The organism is Octadecabacter dasysiphoniae (assembly GCF_021532615.1).
GTDB classification, from domain to species: Bacteria; Pseudomonadota; Alphaproteobacteria; order Rhodobacterales; family Rhodobacteraceae; genus Octadecabacter; species Octadecabacter dasysiphoniae.
The window spans coordinates 94,682-112,918 of sequence record NZ_JAKGAQ010000001.1 but is presented as its reverse complement, the minus strand read 5'-3'; the positions used below and the strand labels follow the sequence as shown (position 1 = coordinate 112,918).

Sequence of the window (18,237 nt, the reverse complement as noted above, 5' to 3'; positions counted from 1 at the left end):
ATTAAGTTGCGTGAAATTAGAAACCTTTACAGGTTCATTCCGTTTGGAAAGTTCTCACTTTCTGGTCGGGGCAAACCACCATTCAATCAAGTTTACGTCGGACGGCAAAAAGAACGGGCAAGTTTCATTGAACTGTTGACCCATCAAGAAAGCTTTGGTGCATTCTTGGTTTCCGGGCAACGCGGTGCAGGCAAAACGTCATTCGTTCATTACTGCCTCGAAGAATACCGTAAAATGGCATTCCAGCGGTCAATCCGCATCAGCCAAAACTCCGCTGCATATTCCGTTGTGCTGTTCTTGGGGTTTTGCGCCATTGTCGTTTCCACCTATGTTTTACTGACACAGGCTTTGGAACTTGGTGCGCAAAACGTCTTTGAGGCAATTCTTGCAATGGGGATCGGCGCAGACGTTGGCGTTGGCGGTTTCGCGTCTGCCGCAGTCGTTTGGTGGATATTTCCGTTTCTTTTCGGCAGCATTTTCATGCTGTTACCGCTGTTTTTCGCGCTCAGAACACCGCGGGCCATAAGCGAACTGTGCAATCGACGAACGCCGAAACTTGGGGCGTACTTCTTAAGTCTTGGTCTGATTTTAACACCAACATTTCTTTGGATCGCGGCCACCGTGAACGGGCTGACCTTCCGACTTGATACAATCGTCTATTCAATGCTTTGGTTTATCATTCCGCTAGCAGCGATGGCCCAGATTATTCATTCGGTTGCCGCTACGAGGCGGGTCAAATATCGCGGCGTCGGGGCGATGACCGTTTTTGCGATTATTCTATCGTTGGTTTTGGCTGTTCTTAATCTGCTCAATCTTCCAAATGATGAAAACGGTGCAGACCTGTCCGATCTGGCCCTGATTTTTGCAGCCTGTCTGGTAAGTGTTTGGGCCTTCAAACCGTCATTGGGTGATCTGAAATTCGGCAAGTTGTGCCGTGGTATCGGAATAACCATTGCTACTATTTTGCTCGCGTCAGTCATTTTTCTCAACATTGAGAACGATCAATCTTCCCTGAATTTATGGGGTCCGTTTGACAAAGCGGATCAGGCCGATCGCCTACTCGCTACAGTTCAAATTTCACCATTGCTTATTTTTGCTGTTCTTCTTGCGGTGTTCTACTTGTTTTTCACAACCGCGCCGAAAGCGGACGATGATCCGATGGATCGGTCCTACGCGCTGCCTATGGGTCCGGTCAAAACCATCCTGGTGTTCAAGGGTGGCTTCTTTGTACTTTTGACGTTCGTGGGAATTCTTCCAGCTTTGCGGGTCATTTTGGGGTGGTTCTATCTGTCTTTTCCCGGGGTGTCTGGCCATCTGTTCCAGATGCTGCCCCCAATCGCGAGCTCTCATGCGTCTTATTTGACGGTGTTCATCCTGATCGCGTTGGTAATTGTCATCTATGCGACCGAGTATGCCTTTATCTGCCGTGATCTAAGATCACATCGTCAGGATTCTGCGATAACGCTTTTGGGGCGATCCAATAAACATCCGACGATGCCCGACGCATGGTATGAACCCGATGCACAGAAGGCACCCAAAGATTTTGGCAATGCTCTGCTTCAAGAACCGGGCATTGCGATACCCCGCCCACCTTTCATCAACGCAAAATCGGGTGCGTCCGCACATCCCATGACGGCCGTCTTGCCGTTGGACGACAGGGATGCATTCGTTACGTCGCGGCTGTCGGCGCGGCGGCGGTTTGTATTTCGCCAACTTGAAATGGCCACGCTTCCGCACCTTGTATATTCCGTGCGCCACCCTGTGTTGCCCGTTTGGATCAACCTTGGTTTTGACAACCTCGAACATTCGAGAATTATTGAAGCAATGCTGCGTCGTCTGCGCGGATTGTATCAATCGCAATTTTTATCGCTGCGCGGGGCGGTCGGAATCCTCAACGCGTTTTTGCTGGTTGCCGTCACCGTCCTGTTTACCAGTGTTGTGTCAAAGTCGATTTTTCACGTCGGTCATATTTCTGCGATAGACCGCCCAGAAGGGTACAAATACCGCTTTGAAACCGCTGAGGCAGGCATTCGCCCGATCTTTGGCGAAACAAACTACTGCGGCTTCTTTGAGGTCTACCCAGACGTTGCGCCAAACGTCAAAAGCACGATCTGCGCATTGCCATTTAACAACGCGATTATGGAACTTTTGTATTCGCCGGTCTTGCAAATCCATACCGATTTTTCGTCCAACATTGTCCCGCTTGGAAAGCAGTTCGACCGATTGGACGAAACCCGTGTCCCGCTGAGCGGCGCCGCGGCACTTGCCCGATGTGCATCCAGCCCAGACTTTGACGCGGCCAAAGCAGCAGAAAAGCCACTTACTTATTTTGATTGGTCGGCCTGTTTACCTACCGCGTCACCTAATTATACAGGCGACATCTGGGGGCTCTTGCCTGCTCAACGGACGTTTGAGATTTGGGCTGTTTCACCTCCGTCGCCTCCCGTTGAGACGAACTGGAAACTTGATCCTCCGGCACAACACTTGCACGACCATTTCATGGCGGCATCGAATGATGTCGCGCTAAATTTGCGCTCTGCATCTGATGTCCGGTCCGGAGCGGTAGACCTCATTGCACGCAGTTTTGGTTTGGCTGAAAATTTTCTTGGAACGTCCGCGAATGCCACAAGGTCCGCTGGCACAAACGCTGAGTCCATCTCGCTCGTTAGGGACTCTGAACTCGTCCATTATATTCTGGATCAGAACTACGGCCTTCCACGGATCAATTTTGAAACGCCGACCAGTAACTACAGTGGCCTTTCTCTCAATACGTTTCGCCAATCTCAGGTCTGGTATGATGCTTATTCGCCATTCGGGCCAGATGTCGGTGGCCCGCCGACCTTGCGCGTCTATCACCTGCTTTTGTATTTTCTCGGGTTTTGGATGTTCTTTACAATCAACCGTCGGCTTGCGGTTTTGCCGTACCAATCCAACCTCGACAGCATCAATGAGCTGATCTTGTTGATCAATGGTCGCGAAACGCTGCGTTCGGGCGACAAGGAACCACAGGGCTGGTTGGCATGGGTTTTGCCGTTCCGCCGCCCCGAACGCATGGTCGAAACCGCCAGCGATCCACGTGTGGTCGAACAACGCCTCATCGAACTTTTGTATAAACTGCGTCCCAACCAACAAAGCGCACGCAGTGGCCTGCCCAACGTGTTTGAAATCCGCCCAGAAATTACGTTCATCTTCGATGAAATGGACAAACTATCGGGCATTGTTGACGCAGAGCTATCAAAGGATGCAGCCGGCCAAACGCAGATGGAAGAAAACAACCGCGAACGTGCGCGGTCGCTCCAGCTTCATCAGCTTTTGTCGGACATGAAGCGGCTCATTTCGGGTAACTCTGCGCGGTTCATCTTTATTGGCGGGCGTTTGTATCACGACGAATGGCTTGCGGATCAGGCCCAACGTGCCCCCATTTTGAATTCGATCTTCAATGGTCAGATTTATCTTCCATCCTTAATGGCAGATCGCCGCCATCCCTACGGGCGGTTTAACGATCGCGTCACAGAGCTTGTGACGCTGATGTATCGCAATGCACAACACAGGCTGAACATTTGGATAAACCAGCGCAATTCGGACGTCTTCCCTGAATCGATCACAACCGAAGAACCGACCTATGCGCAGTTCAACATACCGTTCTCGGCCCATCCACAACGTCTTGCCAGTTTGTCCCAGATGACAGGCATGCGTGTTATTGCTGCTGACGGCAAAAACTATTCCGCAACAGCTGGCCGTTGGAGAGCCGATCTGGAACACACGACAAATGCGATGTCGGCAGGCGAACAAGAAACGCTTGATCAGTTTATCAACTTCTTAACCTACCGATCTGCGGGCAATCCCAAAAAGCTAAAGGAATTGATCCAAGGGCTGGTTCTGCCCAGTTCTATGGCACTGGCTGCACCACGTTATCCGCACGGAGATCAGCAAAAGGTGCGCTGGGGAAATCTGGCGAAGGAAGGGCATGACATGATCATGCTGAACGATAGTGCGATCTATCGGATGCAATTCATCGACATGCTGTATCGCCACCTGTCTGATCACATGGAAGCGCGCATGTTGGACCGCGATGATAAAGTGTCCATGTCGATTTTCTATCTCATGGATTTCTTGATGAAGTTCCACAACCGCGGGTTTTCACGCACCAACCTGCAACGTGTCGACGAGTTGTCCCACATCCACCGCGCACCTGACCTGCGGTCCGTCATGGGCGCGCTGGTTCAAGTGTCCTCCGAGCGGTTTTTGCATCGCGTCTTGAATGGTGTCTACAATTTCCGTTTCCGCAGCGATTTCGCACGCGAGATCGACTACTTGTCGCGGATCTCCAAAGAGGAAATGGCAGCACTGAACTTTACACTGGATGAATCGCAGTCCTTGAAAGGCCTGTATCAGCAGACAATCAACACCGGCGAACGTGAAAACATCGACACCATCGCGGGCCTAGGTGAACTTTACGAATACGATCAAGAATATGAAATTGCACGCAATTATTACCGTCGCGCCATCACCATGCTCGACAATGTGCAAATGGAAACACTGCAATCGCGCGCCGTTCGTCAAGACGTCCAAACGAAGACATTTCAACCCATATCGCACGGCTACGCAGAATTGCGAATGCTGGGTGATATCCTGATTTCGGACAACGAAGATCACAAACGAAAGCTGTTGTTGTCGCAGATTCACTGGATCGTTGCGCGGGTTCGTTTGATGCTTCAGGTTGGTCAAACCTACGAACAGGAAATGAACTTTGAGCGCGCCAACGCCACGTTCACCCACACGACCCAACTGTGTGACGAGGTGTTCAGGTCGCTGTCAAACGCGCGAAATACCGACGACAAATCCAAGATGTTCATGGCTGATCAGACGATCAGCGATATTGACGTCAACAATTTCCCGATCCTGTTTCAGGCAGGGATTGCGGCGGCGTGGGTGCAAGAAAAAGACCCCGAAAATATCGACCAAAGCGTCGTGTTCGGTGAAAACTGGTTGCAACGTATCTATGAACGCGAACCGATCCTTCAGGTCACAGTGCCCAGCGCTGAGGACTACTCGTTTATCGCAGCATCAAGCGGGGGCATCTTTGTTCAAGTCGCCCTATGCCATGACCGCATCGGTGATTTGTATTTCATGAAAGGACGCCAATCGTTCAAAACAACGAAGATTGAAAAGATCATCAAATACGTAGAAGCCATGGGCAAACCGGCCTCCAATAAGGCGGTTGAAGCTGACGGCACCATCACATCACGACGCGCGGGCTACGTAGACAAAGCACATTACCACTACGCCGCCGCGGCATGGATGTTGCGGAAATTCCTGACGCATCGCTTCCGGATTTCCGGCAAGAGCTGGCATGTCGTGGACGATGACCACGACGGAATTGAGGTCTTGGACAGGTCAGGCGTCGCACCGAGCCACTTCCATTCTACGGTGGCTGACGTTCTGACGGATTTATCAGAGGCGATTTATGCAAAGCGATCCAGCGTCGCGACGGCAATCTTCCTACTCAAAGAAGAGAACCCTCATCCAAGCACCAAGCCAACGACAGTCAAACTTACGGCACTAAGGCTCTACCAAAAATACCGTCGACGCCTTCTGAACGACAATGTTGATCGCTTTGTGGCGGGTTTCATTTTGCCTGAAGGAGCATCTTCTGAAGTCACTGACCAGATCTGGGGAAACTGGTTTGGTGACCTTCAAAAAACGACTGAGGATATTCTGAACCATTCGACAAACCCTATCGATCCGCACAATGTCGCCAAGTTGTTAGCTTTTGAAGAAGATGAATCTGTCTTTAATTTTCTAGATAGCCTTGAACGTGAAAAAAACCCTATTTCGCGCTGGATTGGCACGAGGAACTCGAAATCCATGCAAATGGATCCAAAGAAAGCAGGCGCACCCAACGTGCATTTCGACGAACCGATGGTGAAATTCACACCTCCGGGCGGTCCTTTTGCACAACTTGAGGCTTATACATTCTTTGGCCAAGCAGCTGCCCGTGCGTCCCAACGCATCGGACAATCGACAAACGCGTCAAACGAATACCTAATGCACGCAGAGGCCATGATCACCACGTTGTGGGAAGCGAGGCAGATCCGCTTCATAAAGAATCTAAACATTGACCAATGGCCTGGGTATCGCGCATTTTTTGCAGACCTAACCGACGACCGAGATTTATTTTTGAACCAACGCACGGCAGCCCGCATTGCATTGTCAGCATTTAGCTCTCTCAAGGACGCGATGGAACGCATTCAGTTTTCTGAACGCCCATCTGCGTCACGTATGTCGCGCAATCATGGAAACCCAAAAGATACGTCGAAGACCACTACACTAAGTAAGGATTTGATCAGCCTCGAAGAAAAACTCAGGTTGGCTCAAAATGCACTATTGGACATCCGCGCAGCAAGCTTTCAGTCACAAGATTTCCACTACCTCAAACGAATCGAAATCTCTCAGTATGAAATCGCCAATACAACGGCACAAATCGAAGCCATCAAAAAAGAGCTAGAAATAGATTATGATCTTGCTCAGGCATTCAGGGATGATCCGCGCCCGATAACGCAGGCCTGTTCATTGATCCTTGCCCTTCTACAAGATGATACCGGACTCGTGAATACTGGGATCGCATTGTTGGTCTATAAAGACATTCTATGTCGATACGCGGGGGACACATTTGATCTTAGATACATAGATCCTCACCATGCGGCGTTTACCAAGTCAGACAAAGTTCTTCTGCGTGCGCTCGACCAAAAAGACACGGACGAGTTAAAGCGCAGCTCGATGCCGCGGTTAAAGGCGGCCCTCGTTGAACATTGTTATGCTGGCTTGAAAACCATATTGGAGCGGTCTCGTTTTCCGGTGCTAAACAGGCTGCAAGGGCTTAGGATTCTTAGCGATGCCTTGGTCATGTCCGGCGACAATCGCGACGCTTTCCGCAAGGCCTTCGGTTGTGAAAAGGACAGTGAATTGGGCCGCTTGACCCGAGAGCTTGTGGTCACGGCTGATGTCTACGGTTCCGAAACCCATTTTCCTGCTAACGCAATTGGGACCACGGCCGCGTTGCTGTTCCTCTATATGCATACCGAAAAAATTGGCGTTTTGTATGATGATATGACCGAAAACCGGCCGATGGGGGATCTGGAAAACGCCTATTATTCCAATGAAGGATCGGAGCTAGACCCGACCCTGCGCCCCCTCCTCAGCGAGGTGAGCCTGACCCGTGAGGCGATTGGCGAACTGGCGATCAATAAATTGAACCGCAGTCAGGAAACCTGCGCCATGGGTGATGCCTACTACGAAAACATCGCCTATCTTTACACCCTGAATGACGACTTTAACGACCGCTTCATTCACTTCACCCATGCCAAGAATTTGGCGTCCACAGACCTGAGTGAAGTTCTCGCTCTCATGGTAAAGAGCGGGTTCAAGCAGGGAAGTTGAAATTTGTGAACAGAGGCAAGGGATGACAAATCTCTTGCCTCAATCGGCGATCCGCGACAATGTGCGGCAGAATCAACGTCGGGAGAACCAGCATCGCTGGTGCCGAAGGAGCAACCGCCCCGGAAACTCTCAGGCCACAGGACCGACGGACATACGAAGACTCTGGAGAGAGGCACGATGCGTGCCCGCCGAAGGGATAGCAATCTCAGGCAAACGGACAGAGGGGGCATCACGCGCAAAGGCTTGCCTTTGCGTCCAAGTGGTGCCGCTAGATATCCAAGATATCAAAACGGCCTGAGAAAAAGGGGCGTTACATGTCCGATCTGTTGCACACCCCACTGCATGATTTGCACGTGGAACTGGGTGCCAAAATGGTTCCGTTTGCCGGCTATTCTATGCCGGTCCAATACCCACTGGGCGTGATGGGCGAGCATACACATTGCCGCATCAAAGCGGGCCTGTTTGATGTCAGTCATATGGGTCAAGTCATCGTCAAAGGTGCTGACTACGCGACTGCCGCGTCGGCGCTTGAAACGCTTATTCCCGTCGACATCCTGGGTCTGCGCGAAAACCGCCAGCGCTATGGGTTTTTCACCAATGACGCGGGCGGTATCATGGATGACCTGATGCTCGCCAATCGCGGTGATCATGTTTTTGTCGTCGTGAATGCCGCATGCAAAATTGCAGACATTGCCCATATGACGGCAAAGCTGGACGCAGTCACTGTAACGGAAATTACCGACCGCGCGTTGCTGGCATTGCAGGGCCCCAGCGCCGAGGGCGTCTTGTCGGCGCTAGATCCACGCGCCGCTGATATGCGGTTCATGGATATTGCGACCCTTTCCATCGCCGGGGCTGAGGCTTGGGTATCGCGGTCCGGTTACACCGGTGAAGACGGGTACGAAATTTCGGTGCCAGCAGAACAAGCCGTTGACGTGGCGCGGGCATTGCTGGCGCACGACGACGTAGAACCCATCGGCCTTGGTGCGCGTGACAGCTTGCGCCTTGAGGCGGGCCTGTGCCTGTACGGGCAAGACATGGACGATGGTTTGAACCCTGTCGAAGCCTCCCTGACTTGGGCGATCCAGAAGGTACGTCGCACGGATGGTGCACGGGCAGGTGGATTCCCCGGCGCCGACATTATTTTGAAGGCACTGGAAAAGGGCGTTGCGCGCCACCGCGTCGGGCTGAAACCCGAGGGACGCGCACCGATGCGCCAAGGTGTGCCGCTTTTTGAAACAGCAGACAGCGAAACACAAATCGGGTTTGTCACATCCGGCGGGTTTGGCCCATCCGTTGGTGGCCCCGTTGCCATGGGCATTGTCGCAGACAGCCTGCATAAATCCGGAACTGTCCTTTATGGTGAATTGCGGGGCAAACGCCTTCCGCTTACCGTCACGCCACTCCCCTTTATTCCCGCCAATTTCAAACGCTAGGAGACCCTCATGAAATACACCGAAGAACACGAATGGCTGCGCGCCGAAGACGATCTAATCGTTGTCGGCATCACGGAACATGCAACCACACAACTGGGCGATATCGTTTTTGTTGAATTGCCCGAAGTGGGCATGACTGTCGTTAAAGACGAAGAAATCGTGGTCATCGAAAGCGTCAAAGCCGCGTCCGACATTATGGCCCCGATTGACGGTGAGATCGTCGAAGTGAACGACGCGCTGACAGACAACCCGAGCCTCGCCAACGAAGACGCTATCGGCGGCGGTTGGTTTTTCAAGATCAAACCATCCGACCCATCCCAGATGGACAACATGATGGACGAAGCCGCCTACAACAAATTGATCGCCTGAACCGGAGCATCCAATGACCTTCACCCCCACAGATTACCTGCCCTATGATTTCGCCAATCGCCGACACATCGGGCCATCGCCCGCCGAAATGGCGCAGATGTTGGATGTCGTGGGGGCGAAGGACTTGGATGCGCTGATCGACGATACGTTGCCGCAAAACATCCGGCAGGCAAAACCGTTGGATTTCGGCAAAGCCATGTCGGAACGTGAATTGCTGCACCACATGAAAGGCGTGGCAGGCAAAAACAAGGTTTTGACGTCGCTGATCGGGCAAGGCTACCACGGCACCGTTACGCCGCCCGCAATCCAGCGCAATATCCTCGAAAACCCTGCATGGTATACGGCCTACACCCCCTATCAGCCCGAAATTTCACAGGGCCGGCTTGAGGCGTTGTTGAATTTCCAGACTATGGTGTCTGACCTCACAGGGCTCGAGATTGCAAATGCGTCCTTGTTAGACGAGGCCACCGCCTGTGCAGAGGCCATGACCATGGCGCAGCGAGTTTCGAAATCGAAGGTCAAAGGGTTCTTTATCGACGAGAACTGCCATCCCCAAAACATCGCCGTGATGAAAACGCGCGCTGCGCCGCTTGGAATCGAGGTTATTGTTGGGAATCCGGATGATCTGGACGCCGACGCGGTATTCGGGGCAATTTTCCAATACCCCGGCACGCATGGTCTTATTCGTGATTTCACAACTGAAATTGGCAAGCTGCATGACACAAAAGCCATTGGTATTGTCGCGGCTGATCCGCTGTCGTTGACGCTGTTGAAAGAACCGGGCGCAATGGGTGCCGACATCGCGGTCGGATCGACACAGCGCTTTGGTGTGCCCGTTGGCTATGGCGGCCCGCATGCGGCCTATATGGCGACCAAACAGAACTACGCGCGCAACATGCCCGGGCGCATTGTGGGCGTGTCTATCGACAGCCACGGCAATCGTGCATACCGCCTGTCACTGCAAACGCGCGAACAGCACATTCGCCGCGAAAAAGCGACGAGCAATGTGTGCACCGCTCAGGCTTTGCTTGCCGTCATGGCAGGGTTTTATGCGGTGTTTCATGGGCCCGAAGGCCTGCGTGCCATTGCCCAACGTATCCACCGCAAAACTGCACGGCTGGCCGAAGGGCTTAAGATGGGCGGCTTTGATGTGCGCCCCGCCACGTTCTTTGACACGATCACGGTTGATGTTGGCCCTCTGCAATCCGCAGTGATGAAATCAGCGGTGGATGAGGGGATCAATCTGCGCGCTGTTGGCGGCACCAAGGTCGGCATCACGCTGGATGAACGTACACGGTCCGACACAATTGAGGCCGTTTGGCGTGCCTTCGGTATCACCCGCGAGGACAAGGATTATACGCCACATTACCACATGCCGGATGCGTTGATCCGAACATCAGACTATCTGACCCACCCCGTGTTCCACATGAACCGCGCCGAAACGGAAATGATGCGTTATATGCGCCGCCTCGCGGATCGCGACCTTGCGCTGGACCGCGCCATGATCCCGCTTGGGTCGTGCACAATGAAGCTGAATTCGGCCGCTGAAATGATGCCCGTCACGTGGGACGAATTTTCACTGCTGCACCCCTATATTCCGCGCGACCAAGCGGCCGGCTATATGGAAATGATCGACGATCTGTCGGCCAAGCTGTGCGACGTTACTGGCTATGATGCGATTTCCATGCAGCCTAATTCCGGCGCGCAGGGCGAATACGCTGGGCTGCTGTCCATCGCTTCCTATCACCGCGCCAACGGGCAAGGGCACCGCAATGTCTGCCTGATCCCGATGAACGCCCATGGCACAAATCCAGCGTCTGCCCAGATGGTCGGCTGGAAGGTCGTCGTTGTGAAATGTGATGATCGTGGCGACATTGATCTGGATGATTTCCGCGCCAAGGCAGCTGAGCACAAAGATAACCTTGCTGCATGCATGATCACCTATCCATCCACGCACGGCGTGTTCGAAGAAACTGTGATCGACGTGTGCAAAATCACCCACGATCACGGTGGCCAAGTCTATATTGACGGCGCCAACATGAACGCCATGGTCGGTCTGTCTCGCCCCGGTGATCTGGGCGGCGACGTCAGCCATTTGAACCTGCACAAGACGTTTTGCATCCCTCATGGCGGCGGTGGGCCGGGCATGGGTCCGATTGGTGTTAAATCCCATTTGATTGATCATCTTCCCGGTGATCCGGTTGATGGCAATGGGGCCGTGTCCGCCGCTGCGTTCGGCTCCCCTTCCCTGCTGCCGATTTCATGGGCCTATTGTTTGATGATGGGCGGGGATGGTTTGACCCAAGCGACGCGCGTCGCGATCTTAAACGCGAACTACATCGCCAAACGCCTCGAAGGGGCGTTTGATGTTTTGTACAAAGGCCCCACAGGGCGGGTCGCGCACGAATGTATCATCGACACACGCCCCTTCGCGGATTCAGCGCATGTGACCGTGGATGACATTGCCAAACGTTTGATCGATTGCGGATTTCACGCCCCAACGATGTCTTGGCCAGTGGCTGGCACGCTGATGATTGAACCCACAGAATCTGAAACCAAGGCCGAGTTGGACCGCTTCTGTGATGCCATGCTCGCCATTCGGGCAGAGATTGCAGAGATCGAGAACGGCACAGTGGACGGCGAAAACAACCCGTTGAAGAACGCGCCACACACAATGGAAGACCTCGTAAAGAATTGGGATCGACCCTATTCCCGCGAGGTGGGATGTTTCCCCCCCGGCGCGTTTCGTGTGGACAAATACTGGCCACCCGTGAACCGGGTGGACAATGTTTGGGGGGATCGCAATCTCACCTGTACCTGCCCGCCGATGGACGACTATCTAGAAGCCGCCGAATAGCGGCCTAAAGGTAGCGATTGACCAGATTCTCTAGCCGTTCCTGACGACCGGACTGCGGCTTGGGATCTGTGCCATTGGCCAAGACTTGATCATGGATCGATGCAAGATCGCTGGTCATTAAGGCTTTGCCATCCGCACTATCCCAGCCCGCGTAGCGTGCATCGCGGGCAGCTTCCAGTTTGCCGTCTTCGAGCATCGCGGCGGCCGCCTTTAGACCTGCAGCGCAGGCATCCATCCCGCCAACGTGGGCAAGGATCAGATCCTCTGCATCCAGTGACTGGCGGCGCAGTTTTGCATCAAAATTCGTGCCACCTGTCTTGAACCCGCCCGCGCGCAGGACTTCGTAGAACGCCAAAGCCATTTCGGGAACGTTGTTGGGGAACTGGTCTGTATCCCAACCGGATTGGTAATCATTGCGGTTCATATCGATGGACCCGAAAATCCCCAATTCGCGCGCCAGCGCCAATTCATGTTCGAAGCTGTGCCCAGCTAAAATCGCATGACCTTGTTCGATGTTCACCTGCACTTCGCCTTCGAGACCAAAGTCCTTGAGGAACCCGTAAACTGTCGCGACATCGTAATCATACTGATGTTTTGTAGGTTCCTGTGGCTTGGGTTCAATCAGGATCGCGCCCTTGTATCCCATCTTGTGTTTATACTCGACGACCATTTCCAACATGCGCCCCGCCTGCGCGCGTTCGCGGCCCATGTCGGTGTTCAGCAGGGTTTCATAGCCTTCGCGCCCGCCCCACAGGACATAGTTTTCACCCCCAAGTTTAATCGTGGCATCCATGCAGGTTTTGATCGTCGCCGCGGAATAGGCGAACACATCCGGATCAGGGTTTGTCGCCGCACCCGACATGAAACGGCGGTGTGAAAACAGGTTGGCCGTGCCCCACAAAAGCTTAACACCTGTGTCGTCCATCTTTTGCGCAAAGTAATCGACGATAGTTTCAAGATTTTTCGTGCTTTCGGCAAACGTCGCGCCTGCCGGACGGACGTCTTCATCGTGAAAACAAAAGTACGGCACGCCGAGAATCTGAAACATCTCGAACGCGACATCAGCTTTCAATTTGGCATCCGCTATTGTGTCACCGAACCACGGGCGTTCCAACGTCGCGCCGCCGAACGGATCGCCACCAGGCCATGCAAACGAATGCCAATAGGCTGCCGCAAACCGAAGGTGGTCTTTCAGTGGCTTGCCCATAACAACCTCGTCCGGATTGTAATGGCGGAATGCGAAATCATTAGTGCTGTCCGGTCCTTCATACTGAATTGCGGGGATACCTTTGAAAAAATCGGTCATGCGGGAAGGTCCTTTAACGTGGTGTAGGCCGCGCGATATCGGGCGTAGGCCTCGGAAAATGCGGATTGGAGGGAGAGGTTTGGATCAACGGTTTTGGCAATCGGAGGCATAGACGCGACCTCAGGCCCGGCACCTGTTACAGCCATGATGGCAAGACGTGCAGCGCCCAAGGCAGCGCCAAAATCGCCGGTTTGCGGCACCATCAACGGGATATTCAGCGCTGTTGCAATCGCCTGCAACCAGTAGTCGGACTTCGCGCCGCCGCCCATGGCAAGCGCGCGTTCGATTGTTGTTCCGGTGGATTTCAGGGCCATGTGACAATCAGCAAATGCAAATGTCACGCCTTCGACAACGGCACGTGCAGCCTCTTTGGCGTCAGTTGCGTGATCAAGGTGAAGGAATTGGCCGCGAATTTTTGTATCGTTGTGCGGCGTGCGTTCGCCGCCCAAGTAGGGCAAGAACAACGTGCGTGACGGCGCCTTTAGGTCGCCAAGATTCCCTGTCAATTCAGCCGCGGATAGCCCCGTCAGGCGCGACAACCATTGCAACGCATCCGTCGCAGCCAAGATCACACCCATCTGATGCCACGTGTCAGGCAGCGCGTGGCAAAACGTGTGCACCGCGCTGGCCGCATCTGGCTGATAGGCGTCGGACGCCGCAAATAGCACACCGGACGTTCCAAGCGACACGAACGCATCGCCACTTTTTACCACGCCTGCCCCGATCGCGGAGGCCGCATTGTCGCCGCCCCCGCCCGCAACAACGACGCCCTTGGGGAGGCCCAATTCCTGGGCAAGGGACGCGCGTATTTCACCGGAGCTTTGCGACCCTTCAACAAGGCGCGGCATGTGGCTGCGATCGAGATCAGTCGCGGCCAATAGATCATCGGACCAGTCACGTTTGGCGACATCCAACCAGCTGGTGCCTGCCGCATCCGACATTTCGGCCACGTAATCACCGATTAGCATCAAGCGTAGATAATCCTTAGGAAGCAAAACCTTGGCGATCTTGGCAAAGATATCCGGTTCGTTATTTTTGACCCACGCTATTTTGGGTGCCGTAAAGCCAGCGAATACGATGTTGCCAGACAGATCGCGGAATTTCGGGTCCGCGTCCAAGGCCGTCGCCTCGGCAAAGGAACGAGTGTCATTCCACAAGATACAAGGGCGCAAAACTGTATCGTTCGCGTCGATCAACGTCGCCCCGTGCATATGGCCAGACAACCCGATCCCGCGCACGCTGGACAGGTCTGCCCTCGCACCGAGCGCTTTGATCGCAGTGCAGGTCGCGTCAAACCATTGTTGCGGATCCTGTTCTGACCAGCCTTCACGTGGGCGCGCTACGGTCATGGCGACCGTATGTTCCGCCAACACGTTTTGATCTTCATCAATCAAAATCGCCTTGAGCGACGACGTCCCAAGATCAAGCCCGATGTACGTCATGCTGCGGCTTTTGGATTCTTACCAAGGATAATCATCGACAAGATATCGTCTTCGGTTACGTCCTCGACCCGTTCTGTACCAACCATCTGACCGTTCTTCATCACGGACACGCGGTCGCACAGCTCCATCATCTCGCGGGTGTCATGGCTGATCAGGAAAATGCCAAGGCCCTGGGCCTTCAGCTCTTTGATCAGGTCCGCGACCATTTCCGTTTCATGCACACCGAGCGCAGCCGTGGGTTCATCCATGATCAGAATCTTGGCATTGAAATAGACCGCACGTGCAATCGCGACGGACTGACGTTGACCACCTGACAGCGCTGAAACCGGTTCTTTCAGTTTTTTGAAGTTCGGGTTCAGCCGCGCCATGATCTTGCGTGTTTCGGCCTCCATCCGGCTGTCGTCGACAAAACCAAACGGTGTCGTCAATTCACGCCCGAGGAACAGGTTGCTTGCCGCATCCAGATTATCGGCCAAGGCAAGCGTCTGGTAAATCGTTTCGATATTCTGGTCGCGGCTGTCGCGTGGCGAATTGATCGACACCTTATTGCCCTCGATCCAGATTTCGCCCGAGTCCATTTTGTAGGCACCCGATAGCATCTTGATCAGCGTAGATTTGCCAGCACCATTGTGGCCCAGCAGCCCGACAACTTCGCCTGCGTGTAATTCGATGCTGACGTTATCGACAGCGCGCACGCCACCAAAAGCAATCGAGACGTTCTTCATTTCAACCAATGGCGTTGTCATTATTTCGTCCCCACACGCTTGCGATATTGAATGTCGATCCACACGGCGAGCACGAGGACCGCGCCGACGACGATGTTTTGATAAGGTGCATCCACGCCAACCATGGCCATTCCTGATTGCAGGGATTGCATGATCAACGCGCCGATGATGGCGCCATAAATTGTGCCGATGCCACCGGATAGGGCGGTGCCACCAATGACGGCCGCCGCGATGACGCGAAGTTCGTCCAGCGTGCCGATGTCATTGGTATGATAGCCAAGGCGCGCTGAGGCAACGATGCCTGCCAAGGCCGACAAAACGCCGACCATCGCAAAAATCTTTACCGTCAAAAGACGCGTGTTGATGCCCGATAACTCCGCAGCATCAGGGTTACCCCCCGTTGCGAAAATGTAGCGGCCAAGGCGGGTGCGCAGCGCAATAACGGTCATGACAATTGCAACCGCGATCAACATCAATACCGAATACGGAATGCCGTAGGCGGCGACACAACCTTCTGCGACCTCACAGCCGAACAGGCTGGGATCACGTGCAACGACACGCGTGGGCACAGTGTAGGCATTCAGGATCGCCACAAATCCAAGGATCGCAGCGGCTATGACACCCATAATCAGGCCCTCAGCCCACATAGGTTTTACCGGAAACCCGTGGCCCGTTTTTGCACGCCGCGCGGACCACATGGCAAACAGCGCAATGATGGTGGCAACGATGCCGACAACCCAGCTCCAGAATGCGCCGAGGGTTCCACCAATGCCGCCAAACAGCACATAGGTTTGATCAAGCGGGCCGATTGTAGCGCCGTCCGTCAACCACCAGCCGACATTGCGCCACACCAACAGCCCACCCAGCGTCACGATAAACGCAGGAATACCCTGATAGCCGACAAGCCAACCCTGCGCGCCGCCAATAACGGCACCAACGAAAAGCCCAACGGCAATGGTGATCCAAGGGATCAACGGATGGCCCAGTTCAAAGCCGAACATATCTGGCAGCCATTGTGTCTGGGTCATGCCCATCACTGCGGTACAGGTCGCAAGCAGCGCACCAACGGAAAGGTCGATGTGGCGGGTGACGATCACAAACACCATGCCAGTCGCCATGATAGCCACCGAAACAGTTTGGATCGTTAGATTGAAAATGTTGCGCGGGGTCAGAAAACGCCCGTCCGTCAACACATTGAATACAACACAAACGGCCAAAAACGCGCCGACCATTCCCAAAAGGCGCAGATCAACTTCGAGCGATTGCATAAAGCTGCGCTTGGGCGGCGGCGTGGCGGTGTTTTGGTCAGACATTTGCCTGTCTCCATTCGAGAAAATACTGTTCACATCCCGCAAATATAACGGGGCAAGATCAGTCAATGTAGGGTTTTATGGGGAGGAGTTGGGTCCCGCCACATAGGCGGGACCCGAAAGGTGCGGCGAACCGCCCTCTTTAGTTACAAGGTGCAGGACCGTCGGTCACGCCTTGGCACAGGCTTTCAACTGTGATCCAGCCCGCGTCTGTGACGACGGACAGGTTGTCAGCTGTGATTGGCACAGGTGCGAGGAAGATGGAGTTCATCTCAGTGCCGCCGGGTGATGTCCACTTAGCGGAACCGTCAACCATCGCCATGTCGTCACCAGCCAAAGTCGCGGCGATTTCACCAGCGGCGCGGCCAAGCTCACGTGCGTCTTTCCAGACGGACACAGTCTGCGTACCCAGAGCAACTCGGTTCAGCGCAGCGTGGTCGCCGTCCTGACCAGACACCGCAATGCCTTCCATGCCCTGCGCTGTCAAAGCAGCAACTGCGCCACCAGCTGTACCGTCGTTAGATGCTACAACCGCATCGACCATGTTGTCGTTCGCTGTCAGGATTTGCTCCATGTTGCGCTGTGCGTTCGCAGGCAACCAACCGTCTGTGTAAGCTTCGTCAACGATTGTGATCGCACCGGAATCGATTGCATCCTGAAGAATCTCTTGCTGACCACCGCGCAGGAAGTCTGCGTTTGGATCTGTTGGTGATCCTTTGATCATCACGTAGTTGCCGGAAGGCTGTGCAGCCAAAACAGCACGCGCCTGCATCCGGCCAACTTCGACGTTGTCAAATGTCAGGTAGAATGCGCGCTCGTCTTCGATCAAACGGTCATAAGCAACGACCGGGATGCCTTCAGCGTCTGCCGCATCAACGGCTGGGCCGATTGCTGCTGCGTCTTGTGCGAGAATGATCAGCGCATCCGCACCTTGTGCAATCAGGCTTTCAACGTCGGACAGCTGCTTGGCAGATGAAGACTGCGCATCAGCGGAAATATATGTTGCACCGGCGGCTTCCAAAGCTGCGCGAATTGCGGCTTCGTCAGTTTTCCAGCGCTCTTCCTGAAAGTTGGACCAGCTAACGCCAACAGTAATGGAGTGGCCGTCAGCAAATGCAGTCGAGCCGAAACCAGCAGCGGCAACAGCCGCAGCGATGATATACTTATTCATTATTTTTCCTCCCAAGGATGTTTCCCCCGAGTCGCCCCGAGGACGAGCCAACCGACTCGTGTGAAGCTAGACTGCCTGATTAAATTCAATTTGCAAAATAAAAAATTTCCAAAATGCACAAAAAACCTTCCAAAAGGGGAAAAATTACGCCTACACTCCGGAAGGTCCGTGGATTGCGCGT

General features: G+C 54.0%; 9 protein-coding genes and 1 riboswitch. Of the genes, 4 read left to right on the top strand and 5 right to left on the bottom strand.

Translation table 11 applies throughout. The features are described from left to right. Positions 1-135 precede the first annotated feature (135 nt). The 4 genes from L0664_RS00485 to gcvP all read left to right on the top strand — a co-directional run bounded on the left by L0664_RS00485 (position 136) and on the right by gcvP (position 12,102). Complete coding sequence (locus L0664_RS00485) at positions 136-7,440, top strand: hypothetical protein (protein ID WP_235223660.1); 7,305 nt, start codon at positions 136-138, stop codon at positions 7,438-7,440. A gap of 69 nt (positions 7,441-7,509) precedes the next feature. After that, positions 7,510-7,595: riboswitch (glycine riboswitch) on the top strand. Positions 7,596-7,754: 159 nt separating this feature from the next. Further along, positions 7,755-8,876, top strand: coding sequence for a glycine cleavage system aminomethyltransferase GcvT (gene gcvT, locus L0664_RS00480; RefSeq protein ID WP_235223659.1), 1,122 nt, complete (start codon positions 7,755-7,757; stop codon positions 8,874-8,876). 9 nt (positions 8,877-8,885) lie between these two features. Next, the gene (gene gcvH / locus L0664_RS00475; RefSeq protein WP_235223658.1) at positions 8,886-9,245 is read left to right on the top strand and encodes a glycine cleavage system protein GcvH; all 360 of its coding nucleotides are present in this window, start codon (positions 8,886-8,888) and stop codon (positions 9,243-9,245) included. A gap of 13 nt (positions 9,246-9,258) precedes the next feature. Beyond that, positions 9,259-12,102 carry an aminomethyl-transferring glycine dehydrogenase gene (gene gcvP / locus L0664_RS00470; protein WP_235223657.1) on the top strand — a complete coding sequence of 948 codons (2,844 nt, stop codon included), beginning with the start codon at positions 9,259-9,261 and terminating at the stop codon, positions 12,100-12,102. Between the two features lie 4 nt (positions 12,103-12,106). On the opposite strand, the gene xylA is transcribed toward gcvP, so the two are convergent. The 5 genes from xylA to xylF form a co-directional block, all read right to left on the bottom strand. After that, positions 12,107-13,408 (bottom strand): xylose isomerase, encoded by a 1,302-nt coding sequence (gene xylA, locus L0664_RS00465; protein WP_235223656.1) that lies wholly within the window; start codon positions 13,406-13,408, stop codon positions 12,107-12,109. Then, complete coding sequence (gene xylB, locus L0664_RS00460; RefSeq protein ID WP_235223655.1) at positions 13,405-14,850, bottom strand: xylulokinase; 1,446 nt, start codon at positions 14,848-14,850, stop codon at positions 13,405-13,407. Before xylB ends, xylA begins: the two co-directional genes overlap by 4 nt. Beyond that, positions 14,847-15,596 carry an ATP-binding cassette domain-containing protein gene (locus tag L0664_RS00455; protein ID WP_235223654.1) on the bottom strand — a complete coding sequence of 250 codons (750 nt, stop codon included), beginning with the start codon at positions 15,594-15,596 and terminating at the stop codon, positions 14,847-14,849. Before L0664_RS00455 ends, xylB begins: the two co-directional genes overlap by 4 nt. Continuing rightward, positions 15,596-16,888, bottom strand: a complete 1,293-nt coding sequence (locus L0664_RS00450; RefSeq protein ID WP_235223653.1) for a sugar ABC transporter permease — start codon at positions 16,886-16,888, stop codon at positions 15,596-15,598. Before L0664_RS00450 ends, L0664_RS00455 begins: the two co-directional genes overlap by 1 nt. Before the next feature lie 139 nt (positions 16,889-17,027). Continuing rightward, positions 17,028-18,056 carry a D-xylose ABC transporter substrate-binding protein gene (gene xylF / locus L0664_RS00445; RefSeq protein WP_235223652.1) on the bottom strand — a complete coding sequence of 343 codons (1,029 nt, stop codon included), beginning with the start codon at positions 18,054-18,056 and terminating at the stop codon, positions 17,028-17,030. Between the last annotated feature and the right edge of the window lie 181 nt (positions 18,057-18,237).

Excerpts from the sequence above, each read along its gene's own strand:
- xylF (WP_235223652.1), bottom strand. The coding sequence starts at position 18,056 with ATGAATAAGTATATCATCGCTGCGGCTGTTGCCGCTGCTGGTTTCGGC.
- L0664_RS00450 (WP_235223653.1), bottom strand. The coding sequence starts at position 16,888 with ATGTCTGACCAAAACACCGCCACGCCGCCGCCCAAGCGCAGCTTTATG.
- gcvH (WP_235223658.1), top strand. The coding sequence starts at position 8,886 with ATGAAATACACCGAAGAACACGAATGGCTGCGCGCCGAAGACGATCTA.
- xylB (WP_235223655.1), bottom strand. The coding sequence starts at position 14,850 with ATGACGTACATCGGGCTTGATCTTGGGACGTCGTCGCTCAAGGCGATT.
- L0664_RS00455 (WP_235223654.1), bottom strand. The coding sequence starts at position 15,596 with ATGACAACGCCATTGGTTGAAATGAAGAACGTCTCGATTGCTTTTGGT.
- gcvP (WP_235223657.1), top strand. The coding sequence starts at position 9,259 with ATGACCTTCACCCCCACAGATTACCTGCCCTATGATTTCGCCAATCGC.
- xylA (WP_235223656.1), bottom strand. The coding sequence starts at position 13,408 with ATGACCGATTTTTTCAAAGGTATCCCCGCAATTCAGTATGAAGGACCG.
- gcvT (WP_235223659.1), top strand. The coding sequence starts at position 7,755 with ATGTCCGATCTGTTGCACACCCCACTGCATGATTTGCACGTGGAACTG.